This window comes from Sulfuricurvum sp. (assembly GCF_022759005.1).
GTDB lineage: Bacteria > Campylobacterota > Campylobacteria > Campylobacterales > Sulfurimonadaceae > Sulfuricurvum.
This window is the reverse complement of sequence record NZ_JAEMQA010000066.1, coordinates 13,229-28,428: the sequence shown is the minus strand read 5'-3', so window position 1 is coordinate 28,428 and position 15,200 is coordinate 13,229. Positions and strand designations below refer to the sequence as shown.

Genomic DNA, 15,200 nt, shown 5'->3' with positions numbered 1-15,200 from the left:
CGCCAAGATGAGACACTTTTTTAAATTTAACCGTTTTTGAGTGTTTTAAGGGCAACTTCGACGTCATCTTGGCGCATCAGTGACTCACCGACCAAAAACGCGTCTACTCCCGCTTTGCCCAAATCTTGGAGCTGACCGTGTTCGTAAATGCCGCTCTCTGCCACAATGATTTTACCGTTCGGGATCAGAGGGATTAAATCGTAACTGAGGTTCATATTCATCTCAAACGTTTGGAGATTACGGTGATTGATCCCGATAATGTCTGCACCCGCCGCAATCGCTTTGGTTAGCTCGGTTTTATCATGAATCTCTACCAATGCCTCCATCCCCAAATGGCGGGTATAGTTGAGAAGCTCTTTGAGCTCACTGGTTGAGAGTGCCGCCGCGATCAAAAGGACGAAATCGGCACCGTACACAAGCGCTTCGAGGAGCTGATATTTGGAGACGATAAAATCTTTGCGCAAGAGCGGGATACTCACATAGCGGCGAATCTCTGCCAAATAATCCAAATTGCCTTGAAAAAAGTGCGGTTCGGTCAAAATGGAGATCGCATTGGCACCACCGCGTTCATACGCCTGAGCGATCGCTACGGGGTCGAAATCTTCACGGATAACCCCTTTTGAGGGAGAGGCTTTTTTTACCTCGCTGATAATGCGGTACGGCTCCTCTGGCGTCGAAGTGAGGTAGGGGCGAACATCACGCGGGGCACGGGCGTTAAATGCGAGTGAACGTCCAAGCCAGTCCATGCTAAACCTGGCCTCCCGCTCTTTGAGATCCTCTTTGGTTTTTTTGATGATATCATCTAAAATCATTAATTTTTCTCCTTAGTTTTACATTTTTCAATCGCATTTAAATGATCTTTCACCTCTTGTTCATCGGTGCCAATCATCGATTCCACCTGCTTGATCAGACGGAGTGCTTCTGCACATTCGCCCTGCTTGTAGTGTCCCCATGCCAACGAATCGATATAAAACGGCGAATCGGGCTGTTTTTCGAGCGCTTGACGGACATATCCCATCCCCTCGGTCACATTGAGATCGTGATCGATCATCAAATATCCTACGTAGTTCAAATAGAGCGGATCTTTTAACTCCTGATTGGCTTTTTTGAGCCCTTCTACGACACTGTCGATCAATACGCGATCATTCCGATCAGTAGCCCCTTCGTATTTAAAAACCGAACTTTGCGCCAGATAGAGAGGATTATCCTCTTTTTCGTAGAGCTTTTGTGCCAATAATGAGGCTTTATCGAACGCTTTGACCCGAACGTACAAATCCAGCAGCAACGGATCGTTGATCTTCGATTTTTCGAGCAACGTCGTCATTTTTGAAAAATCTTTTTGATAAATATAGATTTTCAACGCCTCTTCGGCAGCGGAGAGATCGTTATACTCATCGAACGTTTGTTCATAGATCGCAGCTGCATCTTCCAGCGCACCCATGTCGGCATAAAAACTGCCCAATCGTTTTCCCAACGTTTGGCTGTTTCCGTGTGCTCCGATATGATCTTTCAAAAATTTGATCGCTTCGCTCTTCTCCCCTTGCTGAGCGTATTGGATCAGTGCGATCCGCTCCGCCGTCGTCTCGTCATACGTCAGGTTGTACGCTTTTTTAAGCGCCGAGAGGGCTCCGCTGTAATCGCCGAGTTTCAATCGGGCTTCGGCGTACAAAAGATAATCGGGGGCTTTTTGATTTTTTTCGCTTTGGATCAGCGCTTTTTGGGAAGCTTCCGCAAAATTTCCCTCCTTGAGGAGGACAATAATTTCAAACCGTCTCAAAATGTCATCGTCGGGAAATTTTTTCAACTCATCAGCCGTTTGTTTGGAGAGAGTTTTCAGATCGTTCGCCTCTTCGAGCATCCGAAGCGATTGATACAGATACTCTTTTTTTGAGGTTTGTTTGTAGAGTTCGGCAAAAAAACCGGACGCTCTGGCGGGCTTTTGGCGCATCTGAGCATCCAATGCATAGAGGGCAAACGTATCTTCGAGTATCGTAGAATTTCGGACATTGATAGGGGCGGCATGGATCACGGAGAGGAGCATTGCTGTTGCGACAAACGATTTAATCATGGATAATCCCCGGACATTCAAGTTTGAGTTCATCGATGCGGTGGCGAAAATAATCCCAAAACGGAAATGTTCGGCACTGCAACGGTCTTGCAGAGTAGATACTACACCCCTTTAGTGAACGATCAAAAAACGCGCAGTCGTACGAACCGTTCACAAGCCGCTCTTTGAGTGAAAAACGAAACCCCTCTTTACGCAGATAGGTACGCCGGAACTCCCCCTCTTCCATCTCCAAGAGCTTTGCAATAGCGGCAATCTCGGTGACGGAGACAAAAATGCTGCCGCTCTCTCCGGTACAGCAGTTACCGCCGCACGAGGCGCATGCAGAGGGATCAAACGCGTAAGAGAAGCCTTCTTGTGTCATATATTCGGACATTTGATACTGTGCACCTTTGCTTTGTCATAAATCGCTTGAACCGCAGGGGTATATTCACCGTTTTCTTCCGTAATCATCGGAGGAAGAACGGTGAGAGCCGCTTTGGAATTTTTTTTCAGATGGATCATCACCAATGTGCTCGGGCGATCAGCCTTTGAATGGACGAATTGTACCTCAACGACTCTTAATCCTGCACTCTCGAACGCACTGCATAATTGGGCAAATTGGCGTGCATCGTAACAAATGACCGCTTCGCCGTTGGCTTTGAGAAGTTTGGAGATTTTGGTCGCAAACGGCTCAATCGGCAAATGAAGATTATAGCGTGCCTGATGGAGAATCGGATTTTCGGAACGGGATGAGCCCTCATGATAAAAAGGGGGATTGGAGACGATCCAATCGTAACTCCCATGCGGAGCGTGATTCAAAAAATCCCCCTCATGGAGGGTGTACTCGATACCGTTGATCGCGGCGTTTCGACGGGCAAACTCGACATACAACGGCTGTTTTTCGACCGCTTCTAGCGTAACGGCGGGAAAATCCCGCCCGATCAACAACCCCACGATTCCGCTCCCCGCACCGACATCGAGCATTTTTCCCTTCGGGGCAAAACGGGAGATGAAGCCATACAGCAATATCGAATCGCTGTTGTAACAATAGCCACCCTCAGGCTGATAAAGGAGCATTTACGCCTCTTTTTGTTATGATTTAGGCAATTATATCTCTTACTAGGTTTAACTATGATTATTATCCCTGCCCGTCTTGCCTCTACCCGCTTTCCCGAAAAAGTGCTCGCCGACATCGGCGGTTTGCCGATGGTGATCCGTACCGCCAAACGGGTTGAAAGTATCGACCGCGTCGTGGTCGCATGCGATAATGAGAAAATCCTCGACATCTGCGCCGCTCACGGTGTCGAAGCGCGCCTCACCTCGACGACGCACAAAAGCGGAACCGACCGTATCAACGAATGCGCCCAGATCATCGATATTCCTGATGATGAACTCATCATCAACGTCCAAGCCGATGAGCCATTCATTGAAACGGAAGTGCTCGAACTCTTAATCGAACGTCTCAATACCCTCAAAGCTGAGAATGTCCCGTTCATCATGGGAAGCTGCTACAATGCGATCAACACCGAGTCGGCACAAGATCCGAACCTCGTCAAGGTAATCACCGACGTCGATCATAACGCCATCTATTTCTCCCGCAGTCCTATCCCGTTCAACCGCAGCGGAGAAGCAAACTATTTCGGGCATATCGGGATTTACGGATTTACAAAAAAATCGCTCCACGATTTCTGTGCGCTAGGCGAAGCACCGCTGGAAGACATCGAAAAACTCGAACAGCTTCGCGCCCTCTACCACGGCAAAAAAATCTCGATGGTCAAAGTGGCAAGCAGCGGGTTTGGAATCGACACCGTAGAAGATTTGGAACGGGCGAAAAAGATTTTCGGAGTATAAGAGTTTCTTCTCATTCTGCTACGTTATTGCTACGAATGAGGCGTACAATAATCACAATGAATCATTAGACTTCTTACATAACCCAGCTTTCCGTTCATGGTTCGACAAGCTCACCATGAACGAAACACCCTTCGACAGGCTCAGGGCGAACGGTGTAAAAAATACATCTTAGAGGTTATGCAAGAAGTCTATTTTTAACTACGATCGAGTACCCTATCGAGTTTACCCGCCAAATTTTACGCATGTATAAAACCTCTCTCACCCCGAAACAAATCTATGAAGAGTACAATCGGGTATTAGAACACTACCATCACGATATTTAAGCGCTCTTAGCGCTTTGTGATAGCTGATGCGATCCGAAACGCGATCGAATTTTGGAAAATCAGCGGATTAGCATATTGGCATGTCACTACACCGTCAATCGGTGCCGTAATATTTTCGAGTTTTTCTCCGCTGAGCGCATCGGTGATACGACCGAGCACCTCCCCTTTTTGAACTACGACACCGCATCCGACGAGAGAATCGAAGATACCGGCACATTGCGCTTTAAGCACCGTAATGTCATCAGGCTCGATAATATTGCTGGCATAGCCCTCAAATACCGATGTATCCAAAATGCCCCTCTTCGACATCAGACGTACCAAAGCGCCGTGTACTTCACCGCTGCTTAGGCGATCAATCGTTCCGTTCTTACCGAACACGACCGAACACGCTTTCGTCCCCCATAACTGCCAGTTGTACTGCAACATCACCGTCTCGATAGGGCTGTAGGGGCGAAAATGGATAAAACGCATCCCCAAATCGCGTGCCGAATCGATATCTTCATACCCGCTTTGAATCAGTTTCACATACGGCAAACACATCCCCTGATCGCGCCGACCCTCCAAGATAATACCGTAGTCATACCCCTGAAGCGACTCAAACAATTTTGCGGCAATCCGCTGTGTCGTCTCCCCCTGCACATATCCTGGAAACATCATATTAATATCGGTTTTATCGAGCGGCCAAAAAGTTTCTCCCATGTTGAGTGCATAGGTATTGATCGCGGGAATCACCAAAATTTTTCCCGTAATTTTCCCCTCTTCCTCTTTTTGCCGAAGATAATCGACCAAACCCGATGCAACGTAAAGCTGATTGATATAATCTCCGCTCATCGAACCGACGATTGCAATGGTGGTGCCATAACTCTCTTCACCGAATAAAAACCCCTCTACTTTGAGCGGGGCACGGTTGGGGGATTTAAAATTGAGTATCTCTATGCGCTTCATCCGTTCTCTCCAAATATTCGTCCTACCAAGGATCCTTCATAAACGATCGGATAGGCTCGCAACGTAAAGAGGATACCACCGATTGGGGCGATCACTTCATCGAGCGTTTGACCGCTCAAAGGATCAACGATCTCTCCCACAATATCCCCTTTTTGAATCATCTGACAATGTTCGATCGCGGGGACAAATAACCCCGGACAGGAGGCATTGAGATAAGCGACTTCTCCCACCTCGGATTGGATCGGCATTCTCACCTCAAGCGGTGCAATCTCCAAGAACCCTTCGCACGCCATCAGATTCAAAATCCCATCAAGCAACTGATGACCGTAGGCTTTGCTCAGCCGCATCCCTACCCCCATCTCAACCACGAGAGTTTTGGTTCCGAGCGTATTCATTGCGTGGGCAAAAGTCGATTCAAGCACCGTCACCGCATCATGTACCCACACGAAATCGATGTTGAGCTTGTTAGCCAACGGCACAAGAGTATCCGCCTGAGATTTAGCAATACGCACCTGCGGGATCTCACGCAAAAAGATATTTGAGGAGTGAATATCAATCGCGATTTCAGACCCACTCATCGCGCTGACTACCCCATCGGCAATCTGTGCGGGGAGAAAATCGTTTTTGCTTCCGGGAAAAATACGGTTCAAATCGACATCATAAAACGGAACGGAACGGGTGATACTATCGATCCCCAAAGAGTTGATCGCCGGATAAATATCGATTGTCGCCTTGATCTTTTCGGGGTTTGATCGAAGCCATTCACCCAAAAGAAAACAGACGTATTGCCCCTCCAGCTCATCTCCGTGGATACCGCTCACGATAGAGATACGTTTCTTGGTTTCGCCGCTTTGAGGCGTATAGCGGCACCGTTGGATACGAAACTGTTCCCCTACGGGGAGATCAATCGAAAAAACTTCTTCTATCACGCCCATACGCTCACCATTACCGTTGAGATTGGAGAGACGCCGAAGAACAGGTCTCTTTTTGGATGACGCGGTCGACAACACCGTTGAGGAACACTAAAAACTTACCGATATCGGAGGTGGTGACATTAATAGGGCGGTAATGGCGGTTCAGCTGCCGTGCTATCGTGTTGATGACATCGATATCGGCCGTAACCATCTCTATCTCACCGTAAAGGCGCAAAATGAGATCAAAACGCTCGATCTGCTGTCCGAAACGGATAAGCTGATAGGCACGGGTACGATCGAGTTCGGAGGAAAATATCCCCAAAATCAGGCTACAGTTATCAATAATCTCTTCAAGATTATTCGGACTTACCGCGCTGTTACGTCCGGCTACGAGCTGATTGTAGATTTTGTTGAGCGTTGCAAATCCTCTCTCATCGAGCAAATGGCGTGTTTCAATCGCGTTTTCGCGCGCCCAGCTGACGATCTGCTCAATACTCCCGCCATACGTTCCGTATACCCCTTGCTTGAGGAAATCGAGGGCATTTGCATACTCTATCTGCACTCCGAGTTTGGCATAGAGTTTCCGCCCATCCTCAAAATCACGATCGATGACATAATCGTAACTGTTCACCAGCTCTTTGAGCATCGTTTCCGCCCGCTGAACGTAGCGTCCGAACCAATAAAGACGCTCTGCCGTGTTGATTGAAATAGCCATACCGTTGATAATCATAATTCCACCACCCAAGTATCTTTAAATCCGCCCCCTTGGGAAGAGTTGACCAAATAGTTCCCCTCTTCCATCGCATAACGGGTTAATCCCCCCATGCTGACGCTGACTTTTTCTCCATAAATCACATATGCGCGCAAATCGGCTTTACGAGGGACGATCCCTCCCTCCATCATGCACGGTAGATCGTAAAACTCGATCACCTCCTGAGCGATCCATCGACGCGGCTCCGCTAAAATCATCTCGATTATCTCAGAGCGTTTCTGTGGTGTCAAACGGTTTCCGAACAATACTCCGTACCCTCCTGCTTCGGCAACGTCTTTAATGACCAGTTTGTCGATATTGGCCAAAACGTATTCACGGTCTTTTTCATAGTAAGGAAGATAGGTCGGAGCGTTCGAGAGGATCGGTTCTTCGTCCAAATAATATTTGACCATCTGAGGGACAAAATAGTAGATCCCTTTGTCATCGGCGACACCGTTTCCGATACTGTTCATAATAGCGATATTTCCGGCGCGGTACGCTTTTGTGATCCCTTTGACGCCGATCAGGCTGTCGGGTTCAAACGCTTCGGGATCGAGAAAATCATCATCGAGCCGTCGATAGATCGCACCGACCCGCTGCCGCTCACCGTCATACGAGCACAAAAAGACCTCATCGTCGATCACGACCAAATCATCTCCCGATGCCAATGTCGCACCGGTGATTTTTGCCAAATAGCTGTGTTCGTAAAACGCCGAGTTGTAGCGCCCCGGTGTGAGGACGACATTGAGCCCGCCGGTATTGACATAATCCATCGCCGCTTTGAGCTCGTCACCGTAGTGTTTGATTTTGCTGATTTTCATCGACTCAAAAAATTCGGGATAGGTGTGACGAAACGCTCGACGGATCGTAAGGGGATAGCTCACCCCGCTGGGAACACGAAGGTTATCTTCGAGGATCACCCATTTGCCGCTCACGGCGTCTTTTACCAAATCGATCCCGCTGATATGGGTACGTACCCCTTTTGGGGGATTGATCCCCATAAACTCGGGTAAGAATGCCTTGGCTGAATCGACATATTCACGAGGAACAACACCGTCTTTGACAATCTTTTGATCGTTATAAATATCGTTCAAAAACGCATTGAGCGCTTTGACACGCTGGATAATCCCCGCTTCTAACTCATCAAACTCTGATTTTGGGATAATTCGGGGGATCATATCAAACGGAAATGAGCGTTCAATAAAGGTTCCGTCTTTAAAAAGGTTGAAATTGACCGCATTGGTCTCTAAAAACTCTTTAAACTCGGAAACTTTACTCTGATCTACGCTCTCAAAGATATCATAAAATTTTTGTAATTCCAAAGACACTGGTTCGATCATGCTTACCCCTTAGAAATTAGGTCTAAGCCAATCATATCCTAAACTCGTCTCAAGGGTTGCTTAAAAAAAAGACAATTAGCAAAAAAGAAGATTTTAGAGGAAAATTTTCGAAAAAGGTTACTCTCTCGAAACATCCACCATCACAATCAGATGGCTCGAACCGCTTCCGCTGAGAACCCCCTGCATCGGAGAGATATCTCCATAGTCGCGACCGTATCCCAACACAATATGCTGCTCAAGAGGTACCATATTGTTCGTCGGATCGAAATCAAACCACCCAAAACCGGGGAAAAAGACCGAAAACCATGCATGAGACGCATCGGTTCCAAACAGCTTTTCGGATCCTTTCGGAGGGGTTGTTTCGATATACCCGCTCATATAGCGCGCGCACAACCCCGCTGAGCGCAAGGCACTTAAAGCAAAATGGGCGAAATCCTGACATACCCCCTTTTTTTCGGCGAATACCGTTTCAACGGGGGTACTGAGATCACTAAAGCCGCTCACAAACGAAAAATCGTTGAAAATGCGCCCCATAAATTCGATAATCCCCTCATAAAGCGAACGCTCATAACGGAGCGACTCAAAAAGATAGTTCAGGATCTCCGTAGATGCAATCGGCAAAAGGGGGCTTTTCAAAGCAAACTGCTTTGCCTCTATAATCTCTGGTGTCAGAAACATCATCCGCTCCAACGCTTCGGCGTAGGTCAGGGCTTTGACCTCCTGTATCCTATGGCGGGCATGTTCGAGTCCGTTTGGATCGATTTGGACTCTCGATCTTGCCGAAACGCTTAAAACACTATGCGGTTCGCGAACAAGTATGTGGTGAAGATGATTGCCGAAAAAATCGGTGTATGCTTCGCATTCGGCGGCAAGCGGCTCAATCGTAAGCTCGAAATCGAGCACTTTTTGTATCGCCGTATCGCGAGGCTGCAGCCGAATAAGATTGTGACTAAACCCCACCTCATGCTGATACATAAATCGGGTACTATGGTAAATGGAATAGATCATCTTCTACTACTCGTCATAATGGGCAAAATAGGTTTTTGACAACTCAGACGAAGCAGATAAAAGCCGATCTGAGAGATTTGATAGCAATGCATCAAGCTCGCTGCGGATATATCCGTTTTCCGGCAAAACGGCAAGGGTTTCGATTTTGCTGAGTCGAATCGCCGAAAAAGCTTCAAAAATCGGCTCTTCGTATCGGCTCAAATAGGTTGTGTTTTTAAATTTCGGCAATTGCGGAAGAATTTTCATCAACCCCTCTATCTCGCTGATCAGCGATTTAGGGAAATTAATATCAAGAATCAAAAATTCGATGATATTGCGCATCTCATAGGATGAACGGTAGCGGGCGCGGTAAGCGTTGAGACTTTCACAGGTACTCAAAAGTGTCTCCAAAATTTCATATTCGCTGAGGGGGTCATGAGCGGGGGTCAACAACGCTCTGGCTTTGGAGATCAAAAGCAGCGAACGCTCGATCCGTCCGCCGATTTCATACAGCACCGATCCCTGATCGGCAAACAAAGATTCCTGAATCAGCTCTTTGTACGCCATTAACTGCATCAGCAATTTATCGAGGTTGTGAATGATAAAGCGGGGATAAGGTTTTTCTTCAGCGGAAAACTGATTCCATTCACGCCCCATTCTCTCAAAAATGCGGGACGCTTCAAGGGGCAGGATGCTTTTTGCGTAGGTATTGGTATTGGAGAGCATCATCAGGATTTGTGCCAAACTTCCGACTCTGGATGAATCAAAACTGATCGAAGCGATCTCTTCGAATACCAGTACGCTCTTCTCATCGTCCAAAAATCCCGGATAGGTCATCGTGACATGGGTCAACGCTTTGGTGAGCATCTCACGCGTTTGTGAGGTGGATGTGTGATCGAAACGCGATGCATTGGTCGTAAATTTGAGCGTCGATCGGATCATTCGGGCGGTGATAATCGCCCGCATCAAATATCGCCCTAGCCAAAAGAGGTTTTCAGCCCGCAAAGAAGGGATGTTTCCCAACGAGTTTTCCACAGCCGCATTCGAATGAAAAATCGGTGAAAGAGGGATACTCTCAGACTCTCCCAGCACCCATAAATCTTTACTGCTTCCCCCTAGCTGATTCGATACGACCAAAGAATCAGTGCTCGTCCCGACACGGACAAGCGCTCCGCTCATGAGGGTATACTCTCCTTTATGGGCAATCGCGTAGGCACGGATAACCGCTTTTCGTGGTTCAATCGACTCTTTTACGAGTGTCGGGCAGCTGGCGAACTCTATCTCTTCTTGTCCCACATAGCGGTGAGGCTGCAGACGGATCTCATCGACGAGGGCTTTAAGCTCTTGCTCATTCAGCTGTTTACCAATATAGGTATGTTTTTCCCCCATCCGATCGATCGTTTTGATGATAAGGCGGTTGAGATTTTCCAATACATACTGCTGTTCTTGAGGTTGACCGCACCACCAAGTTGAGATCTGAGGCAAAATCAGATCTTCATCCAAAAAGTAGCGTGACAAATGGGGCATAAACGGATTAAGTCCCAAGTTTTCCAATACGCCGCTCCCTATGGGGTTAAGCATTTTTACCCCCTCTGAGCGGAGAACCTGCACCAAACCGGCAACCCCAAGCTGAGAATCCGGACGGAGTTCCAACGGATCACAATAGCTCTCATCCACGCGGCGTAAAACTGAATCGATGCGACGGAGTCCTTTGAGACTTTTGAGCCAAAGAGCACCGTCTTTAGTCAGTAAATCCTGCCCCTGAACCAAGGTCAATCCCAAAAATGAACTCAGATACGCGTGTTCGAAATAGGTCTCGTTATGTGCTCCCGGAGAGAGCAGTACATTAAGAGAATCGAAACTTCGGCTGTTGTTTTGAAAAACGGACTTAAACGTTTCAAAAAAATCGTACAAACGCTGAATCGAAATCCCTTCAAACATATCTTGCATCGTCGAGTTCATCGTCAAGCGGTTTTCAATCGCATACCCCAACCCAGAAGGGGCTTGTGTCCGATCGCTGATGATCCAAATTTTTCCATCAGGCCCTCGCGCCATATCGGCCGCATATATCCCTAAGCTCATATTCATCCCGTGCATTTCGCGCATAAAACCGCCGTGCGCATAAATCACTTCCATCGGGATGATCCCCTCTTTGATAGAACGCTGTTCACCATAGATGTCTTGCAACAGGAGATTAAAAAGTCGACACCGCTGTTTCAATCCGGCTTCGATCTTTTTCCACTCCTCCTCTTCGAGGATAAAAGGGATCGGATCGAGTTTCCAAGGGCGGTTTAATCCGCCGGGATCGTTATAAACGTTGTAGGTGACGCCGTTATCTTCGAGCCGCCAATCGATCTCTTTTTGTTTGAGGAGAAGCTGTTCTAAACCGATTTTCTCAAGGTTGTTTTTCAACGCTTTCCAATGGGGGCGGACATTTTTATCGTGATCAAACATCTCGTCGTATGAAGAGTTTTGGAAATAGCGTTCAAACATAAAAGCGTTCACCTCAGAAAAAGTATCACTTATTTTACCCTATTGTCGATTAGGACTCCATTTTCGGCGTAAATCGAGCGTATGCGGATATTCCAATGATCTCGGAAGCTCTTGGTACGCGAATGTTTTTTTCTGAGGATGGCTCACTACGGTGCGTGATGGACTCTCTTCGTTTGATTCTTGAGAACGGATGAGCGGTTCATGTACCTCTTCTATCTCCCCTTGTGAATGCCCAAATCCCCAGTATCGGCTGATTCGGCGCGATTGCGCTTCGAGGGTATTGACCGGAAAAGTATCATAAGCTCGCCCTCCCGGATGGGCGATGAAATAGGTAAAGCCCCCCATAGAGCGACGATTCCATGTATCGACGATATCAAATACCAGTGGAGTATCGACTCCGATGGTGGGATGGAGCGCCGACCACGGCTGCCATGCGCGATAGCGCACCCCTGCGACATATTCCCCCTCTACGCCCGTTGAAACGAGAGGCACCCGTACACCGTTGCAGGTGAGAACGTAGCGTTCGCTGACGAAATCGTTGACCTTGATCTGCACCCGCTCAACCGATGAATCGACGTATCGTGCCGTCCCCTGCGAACTCGACTCCTCGCCGAGGACATTCCACGGCTCAATCCCGCCGCGCAGTTCACAGTGAATTCCCTCGATGGTACTCATCCCATACAGCGGAAAACGAAATTCGAAAAACGGATCGAACCAGTCGTTCTCAAACCCGTACCCCTCAGCACGTAAAAATGCAACGATATCACGGATATCCTCACGAACGTAATGTTCGATCAAAAACTTATCGTGCAATTGTGTCCCCCATCGTACCAGTTTATGTTTGTACGGTTTTTTCCAAAAAAGCGACACGAGGGTGCGAATGAGGAGCATCTGCACCAAAGACATCTGCGCGTGCGGCGGCATCTCGAATCCGCGCAGTTCCAAGATCCCCAGTCTCCCCGTCGAGGAATCAGGAGAGTAGAGCTTGTCAATACAGAACTCGCTTCGGTGGGTATTCCCCGTCAAATCGGTGAGCATGTGGCGGAAGAGCCGATCGGTGAGCCAGAACGGCACTTCTCCCCCATCAGGGATTTGGTTAAACGCGATTTCGAGTTCATAGAGGTTTTCCAACCGCCCCTCATCGACGCGCGGTGCCTGAGAAGTCGGTCCGATAAACTGCCCCGAAAAAAGATACGACAAACTCGGATGGTGCTGCCAAAAGGTAATGAGTGAGCGCAAAAGCTCAGGATTCCGGAGTAACGGACTGTCGCTCGGTGTAATCCCCCCGATCGTGACGTGGTTTCCTCCCCCCGTTCCGGTCTGCTTGCCATCTTGCATAAACTTGAGCGTTCCCAAACGCGATTGATGCGCATCTTCATAGAGGGTATCGATCACCCCTCTAAGCTCACCCCAGCTTGAGGTTGGGTGGATGTTGACCTCGATAACCCCCGGATCAGGAGTAACCCGCATCTTCTCAAGACGCAAATCGTTCGGAGGTTCATACCCCTCGATCATCACCGCCATTTTCAGAGCTTCTGCCGTCTCTTCGATTGAGGCGATCAGATCCAAAAATGCTTCGGTATCGGTGATCGGCGGGAGAAAAATAAAGAGTTTTTGTTCCCGAATTTCGACGCTGAGAGCCGTACGGACAAATACCTCGTAATCATGCGATTTTTTGGTCGTTTTTTTCACTTTCGCCGCACGTGCTTTGACGGCGCTGTGATACTCCCCCAATGAGGGAAAAGCGGCAAAAAGATCAGGTTCGAAACTCTGTTCCAGCTCTACCTGCGGTTTATGACTCAATGAATCAAGCGGCAAACGAAGCCCCACCGGAGAAGTTCCGGGGGCAAGAAAAAGCTGAGCACGACGAAACTCCCAACGACATGTTACCCAGCGGGTCATCCCCCAGTTTAGCGGCAATACGAATCCGGCAGGTTTATCGATACCGCTGGAGAGGCTCTCTGCCAATGCCCGCCGTTCCAACGAATCTTTCAGTGTCGCTTTATGGGGATCGACATCGATTGGCAGTAGCGACTCTTGGAGGAGTGCAACGAGAGGATCGTTATAGGCATCGTGTATATTTTTATCACTGATACCCAAGTTCAGACACAGCTTGGATAAAAATTTCCGTGCATCTTCTAGGGTATAATCGAACGTCTGATCCAAACTCGCCAATAAATCGGGATTATTCCAGATCGGTTGTCCGTCTTTGCGCCAGATAATCGTGCTCATCCATCGCGGCAGCGGTTCACCCGGATACCATTTACCCTGCGCATGGTGGAGCAATCCCCCTTTTCCGAACGATTTCAATAGGCGGCGGGAGAGGACGTTTGCCAACTCCCGTTTATGGGGACCGTCCGCTTCGGTATTCCATTCAGGCGACTCCATATCATCGATGGAGACAAACGTCGGTTCACCCCCCATCGTCAGACGCACATCATTTTTTACCAACTCTTCATCAACTTGGTATCCGAGAGCATCGATCGCTTCCCACTGCTCAGCGCGATACGGTTTCGTAACGCGGGGCGATTCAAAAACACGCGTTACCGTATTGGAGTAGGTAAACTCAACCTCGCACTTATCCATCGCCCCCTCTACCGGAGCGGCACTCTCAGGATTAGGGGTACATGCCAGCGGTATATGCCCCTCTGCGGCGAAGAGTCCGCTCGTCGCATCCAGTCCGATCCACCCCGCACCCGGAATATAGACCTCCGTCCACGCATGCAGATCGGTAAAATCTTCCACAGGACCACTCGGACCATCCAGTGACTCAACATCGGCAGAGAGCTGAACCAGATACCCTGAGACAAAACGGGCAGCAAGCCCCAAATGGCGAAGGACCTGCACAAAGAGCCATGCGAAATCGCGGCATGATCCCAGTTTGTTCCCGAGCGTCACTTCACATGTTTGAACGCCCGGCTCGAGGCGAATCGTATAGTTGAGATACGTGTGTATCGCCATATTGAGATCGACAAGAAAATCGTTGATATTGCGCGGCGTCAAATCGAGGGTTTTGAGAAATTTTTTGAGCTTTTTGCCCTCTTCGGCTATCTCCAGATAGGGTGAAAGCTCTTTTTTGAGCTCTTTTTTATATTTGAATGGAAAGTTTGTCGCATACTCTTCGACAAAAAAATCAAACGGATTGATGCTGACCAACTCCGCCAACACTTCCACATCGATCGAGAGTTCCGTTGTTTTTTCGGGAAAAACGATCCGTGCCAGATAATTTCCAAACGGATCTTGCTGCCAGTTAATAAAATGATCTTCGGGTTTAATGTTTAGCGAGTAGGCCTCGATAGGGGTACGGCTATGAGGTGCGGGACGAAGTCGGATGACATGAGGAGAGAGACTAACCGGTTTATCAAAAGCATAATGGGTTTTATGGGAGAGGACAACTTTGAGCGACATCGGATTCCTTTGCGCAGCAGCGTATTAAAATATCAGCAAGAATAACACACTTTGATCCAAAATAGTGACATTACACTGTACATTAAACGTACAAAATGAAAGAGATGTGATAAAACGGAGAATTTTTATGAAAAAAGAAAG

General features: G+C 48.2%; 12 protein-coding genes. 1 reads left to right on the top strand and 11 read right to left on the bottom strand.

The window, feature by feature from the left end:
• Positions 1-26: 26 nt before the first annotated feature.
• Genes trpC through JHC35_RS04455 form a run of 4 tightly spaced genes read right to left on the bottom strand, consistent with a single transcriptional unit; the run spans position 27 to position 3,124 of the window.
• Entirely contained in the window at positions 27-812 is a 786-nt protein-coding gene (gene trpC / locus JHC35_RS04470; RefSeq protein WP_295042404.1) for an indole-3-glycerol phosphate synthase TrpC, read from the bottom strand.
• Positions 812-2,068: a hypothetical protein gene (locus JHC35_RS04465; RefSeq protein WP_295042402.1), complete on the bottom strand. Its 1,257-nt coding sequence runs from the start codon at positions 2,066-2,068 to the stop codon at positions 812-814. Before JHC35_RS04465 ends, trpC begins: the two co-directional genes overlap by 1 nt.
• Positions 2,061-2,441 carry a YkgJ family cysteine cluster protein gene (locus JHC35_RS04460; RefSeq protein WP_295042400.1) on the bottom strand — a complete coding sequence of 127 codons (381 nt, stop codon included), beginning with the start codon at positions 2,439-2,441 and terminating at the stop codon, positions 2,061-2,063. Before JHC35_RS04460 ends, JHC35_RS04465 begins: the two co-directional genes overlap by 8 nt.
• Complete coding sequence (locus JHC35_RS04455; RefSeq protein ID WP_295042398.1) at positions 2,426-3,124, bottom strand: methyltransferase; 699 nt, start codon at positions 3,122-3,124, stop codon at positions 2,426-2,428. Before JHC35_RS04455 ends, JHC35_RS04460 begins: the two co-directional genes overlap by 16 nt.
• A 54-nt stretch (positions 3,125-3,178) precedes the next feature.
• On the opposite strand from JHC35_RS04455, the gene kdsB reads away from it, so the two are divergent.
• Positions 3,179-3,898, top strand: a complete 720-nt coding sequence (gene kdsB, locus JHC35_RS04450; protein WP_295042396.1) for a 3-deoxy-manno-octulosonate cytidylyltransferase — start codon at positions 3,179-3,181, stop codon at positions 3,896-3,898.
• A gap of 329 nt (positions 3,899-4,227) precedes the next feature.
• On the opposite strand, the gene JHC35_RS04445 is transcribed toward kdsB, so the two are convergent.
• The 7 genes from JHC35_RS04445 to JHC35_RS04415 form a co-directional block, all read right to left on the bottom strand.
• Positions 4,228-5,166: a M14 family metallopeptidase gene (locus JHC35_RS04445; protein WP_295042394.1), complete on the bottom strand. Its 939-nt coding sequence runs from the start codon at positions 5,164-5,166 to the stop codon at positions 4,228-4,230.
• Positions 5,163-6,101, bottom strand: coding sequence for a M14 family metallopeptidase (locus tag JHC35_RS04440; protein WP_295042392.1), 939 nt, complete (start codon positions 6,099-6,101; stop codon positions 5,163-5,165). Before JHC35_RS04440 ends, JHC35_RS04445 begins: the two co-directional genes overlap by 4 nt.
• Positions 6,102-6,111: 10 nt before the next feature.
• A complete protein-coding gene (locus JHC35_RS04435; protein ID WP_295042390.1) occupies positions 6,112-6,810 on the bottom strand; it encodes an alpha-E domain-containing protein in 699 nt (232 codons plus the stop codon).
• Entirely contained in the window at positions 6,807-8,171 is a 1,365-nt protein-coding gene (locus JHC35_RS04430) for a circularly permuted type 2 ATP-grasp protein (RefSeq protein WP_295042389.1), read from the bottom strand. Before JHC35_RS04430 ends, JHC35_RS04435 begins: the two co-directional genes overlap by 4 nt.
• A 117-nt stretch (positions 8,172-8,288) precedes the next feature.
• Positions 8,289-9,179, bottom strand: a complete 891-nt coding sequence (locus JHC35_RS04425; protein WP_295042387.1) for a transglutaminase family protein — start codon at positions 9,177-9,179, stop codon at positions 8,289-8,291.
• 6 nt (positions 9,180-9,185) lie between these two features.
• Positions 9,186-11,651: a circularly permuted type 2 ATP-grasp protein gene (locus JHC35_RS04420; RefSeq protein ID WP_295042385.1), complete on the bottom strand. Its 2,466-nt coding sequence runs from the start codon at positions 11,649-11,651 to the stop codon at positions 9,186-9,188.
• Between the two features lie 39 nt (positions 11,652-11,690).
• Positions 11,691-15,059 carry a transglutaminase family protein gene (locus JHC35_RS04415; protein ID WP_295042383.1) on the bottom strand — a complete coding sequence of 1,123 codons (3,369 nt, stop codon included), beginning with the start codon at positions 15,057-15,059 and terminating at the stop codon, positions 11,691-11,693.
• Positions 15,060-15,200: the final 141 nt, after the last annotated feature.

Coding starts and splice junctions, on each gene's coding strand:
- JHC35_RS04420 (WP_295042385.1), bottom strand. CDS start 11,651: ATGTTTGAACGCTATTTCCAAAACTCTTCATACGACGAGATGTTTGAT.
- JHC35_RS04460 (WP_295042400.1), bottom strand. CDS start 2,441: ATGTCCGAATATATGACACAAGAAGGCTTCTCTTACGCGTTTGATCCC.
- JHC35_RS04440 (WP_295042392.1), bottom strand. CDS start 6,101: ATGGGCGTGATAGAAGAAGTTTTTTCGATTGATCTCCCCGTAGGGGAA.
- trpC (WP_295042404.1), bottom strand. CDS start 812: ATGATTTTAGATGATATCATCAAAAAAACCAAAGAGGATCTCAAAGAG.
- kdsB (WP_295042396.1), top strand. CDS start 3,179: ATGATTATTATCCCTGCCCGTCTTGCCTCTACCCGCTTTCCCGAAAAA.
- JHC35_RS04425 (WP_295042387.1), bottom strand. CDS start 9,179: ATGATCTATTCCATTTACCATAGTACCCGATTTATGTATCAGCATGAG.
- JHC35_RS04415 (WP_295042383.1), bottom strand. CDS start 15,059: ATGTCGCTCAAAGTTGTCCTCTCCCATAAAACCCATTATGCTTTTGAT.
- JHC35_RS04455 (WP_295042398.1), bottom strand. CDS start 3,124: ATGCTCCTTTATCAGCCTGAGGGTGGCTATTGTTACAACAGCGATTCG.
- JHC35_RS04435 (WP_295042390.1), bottom strand. CDS start 6,810: ATGATTATCAACGGTATGGCTATTTCAATCAACACGGCAGAGCGTCTT.
- JHC35_RS04430 (WP_295042389.1), bottom strand. CDS start 8,171: ATGATCGAACCAGTGTCTTTGGAATTACAAAAATTTTATGATATCTTT.
- JHC35_RS04465 (WP_295042402.1), bottom strand. CDS start 2,068: ATGATTAAATCGTTTGTCGCAACAGCAATGCTCCTCTCCGTGATCCAT.
- JHC35_RS04445 (WP_295042394.1), bottom strand. CDS start 5,166: ATGAAGCGCATAGAGATACTCAATTTTAAATCCCCCAACCGTGCCCCG.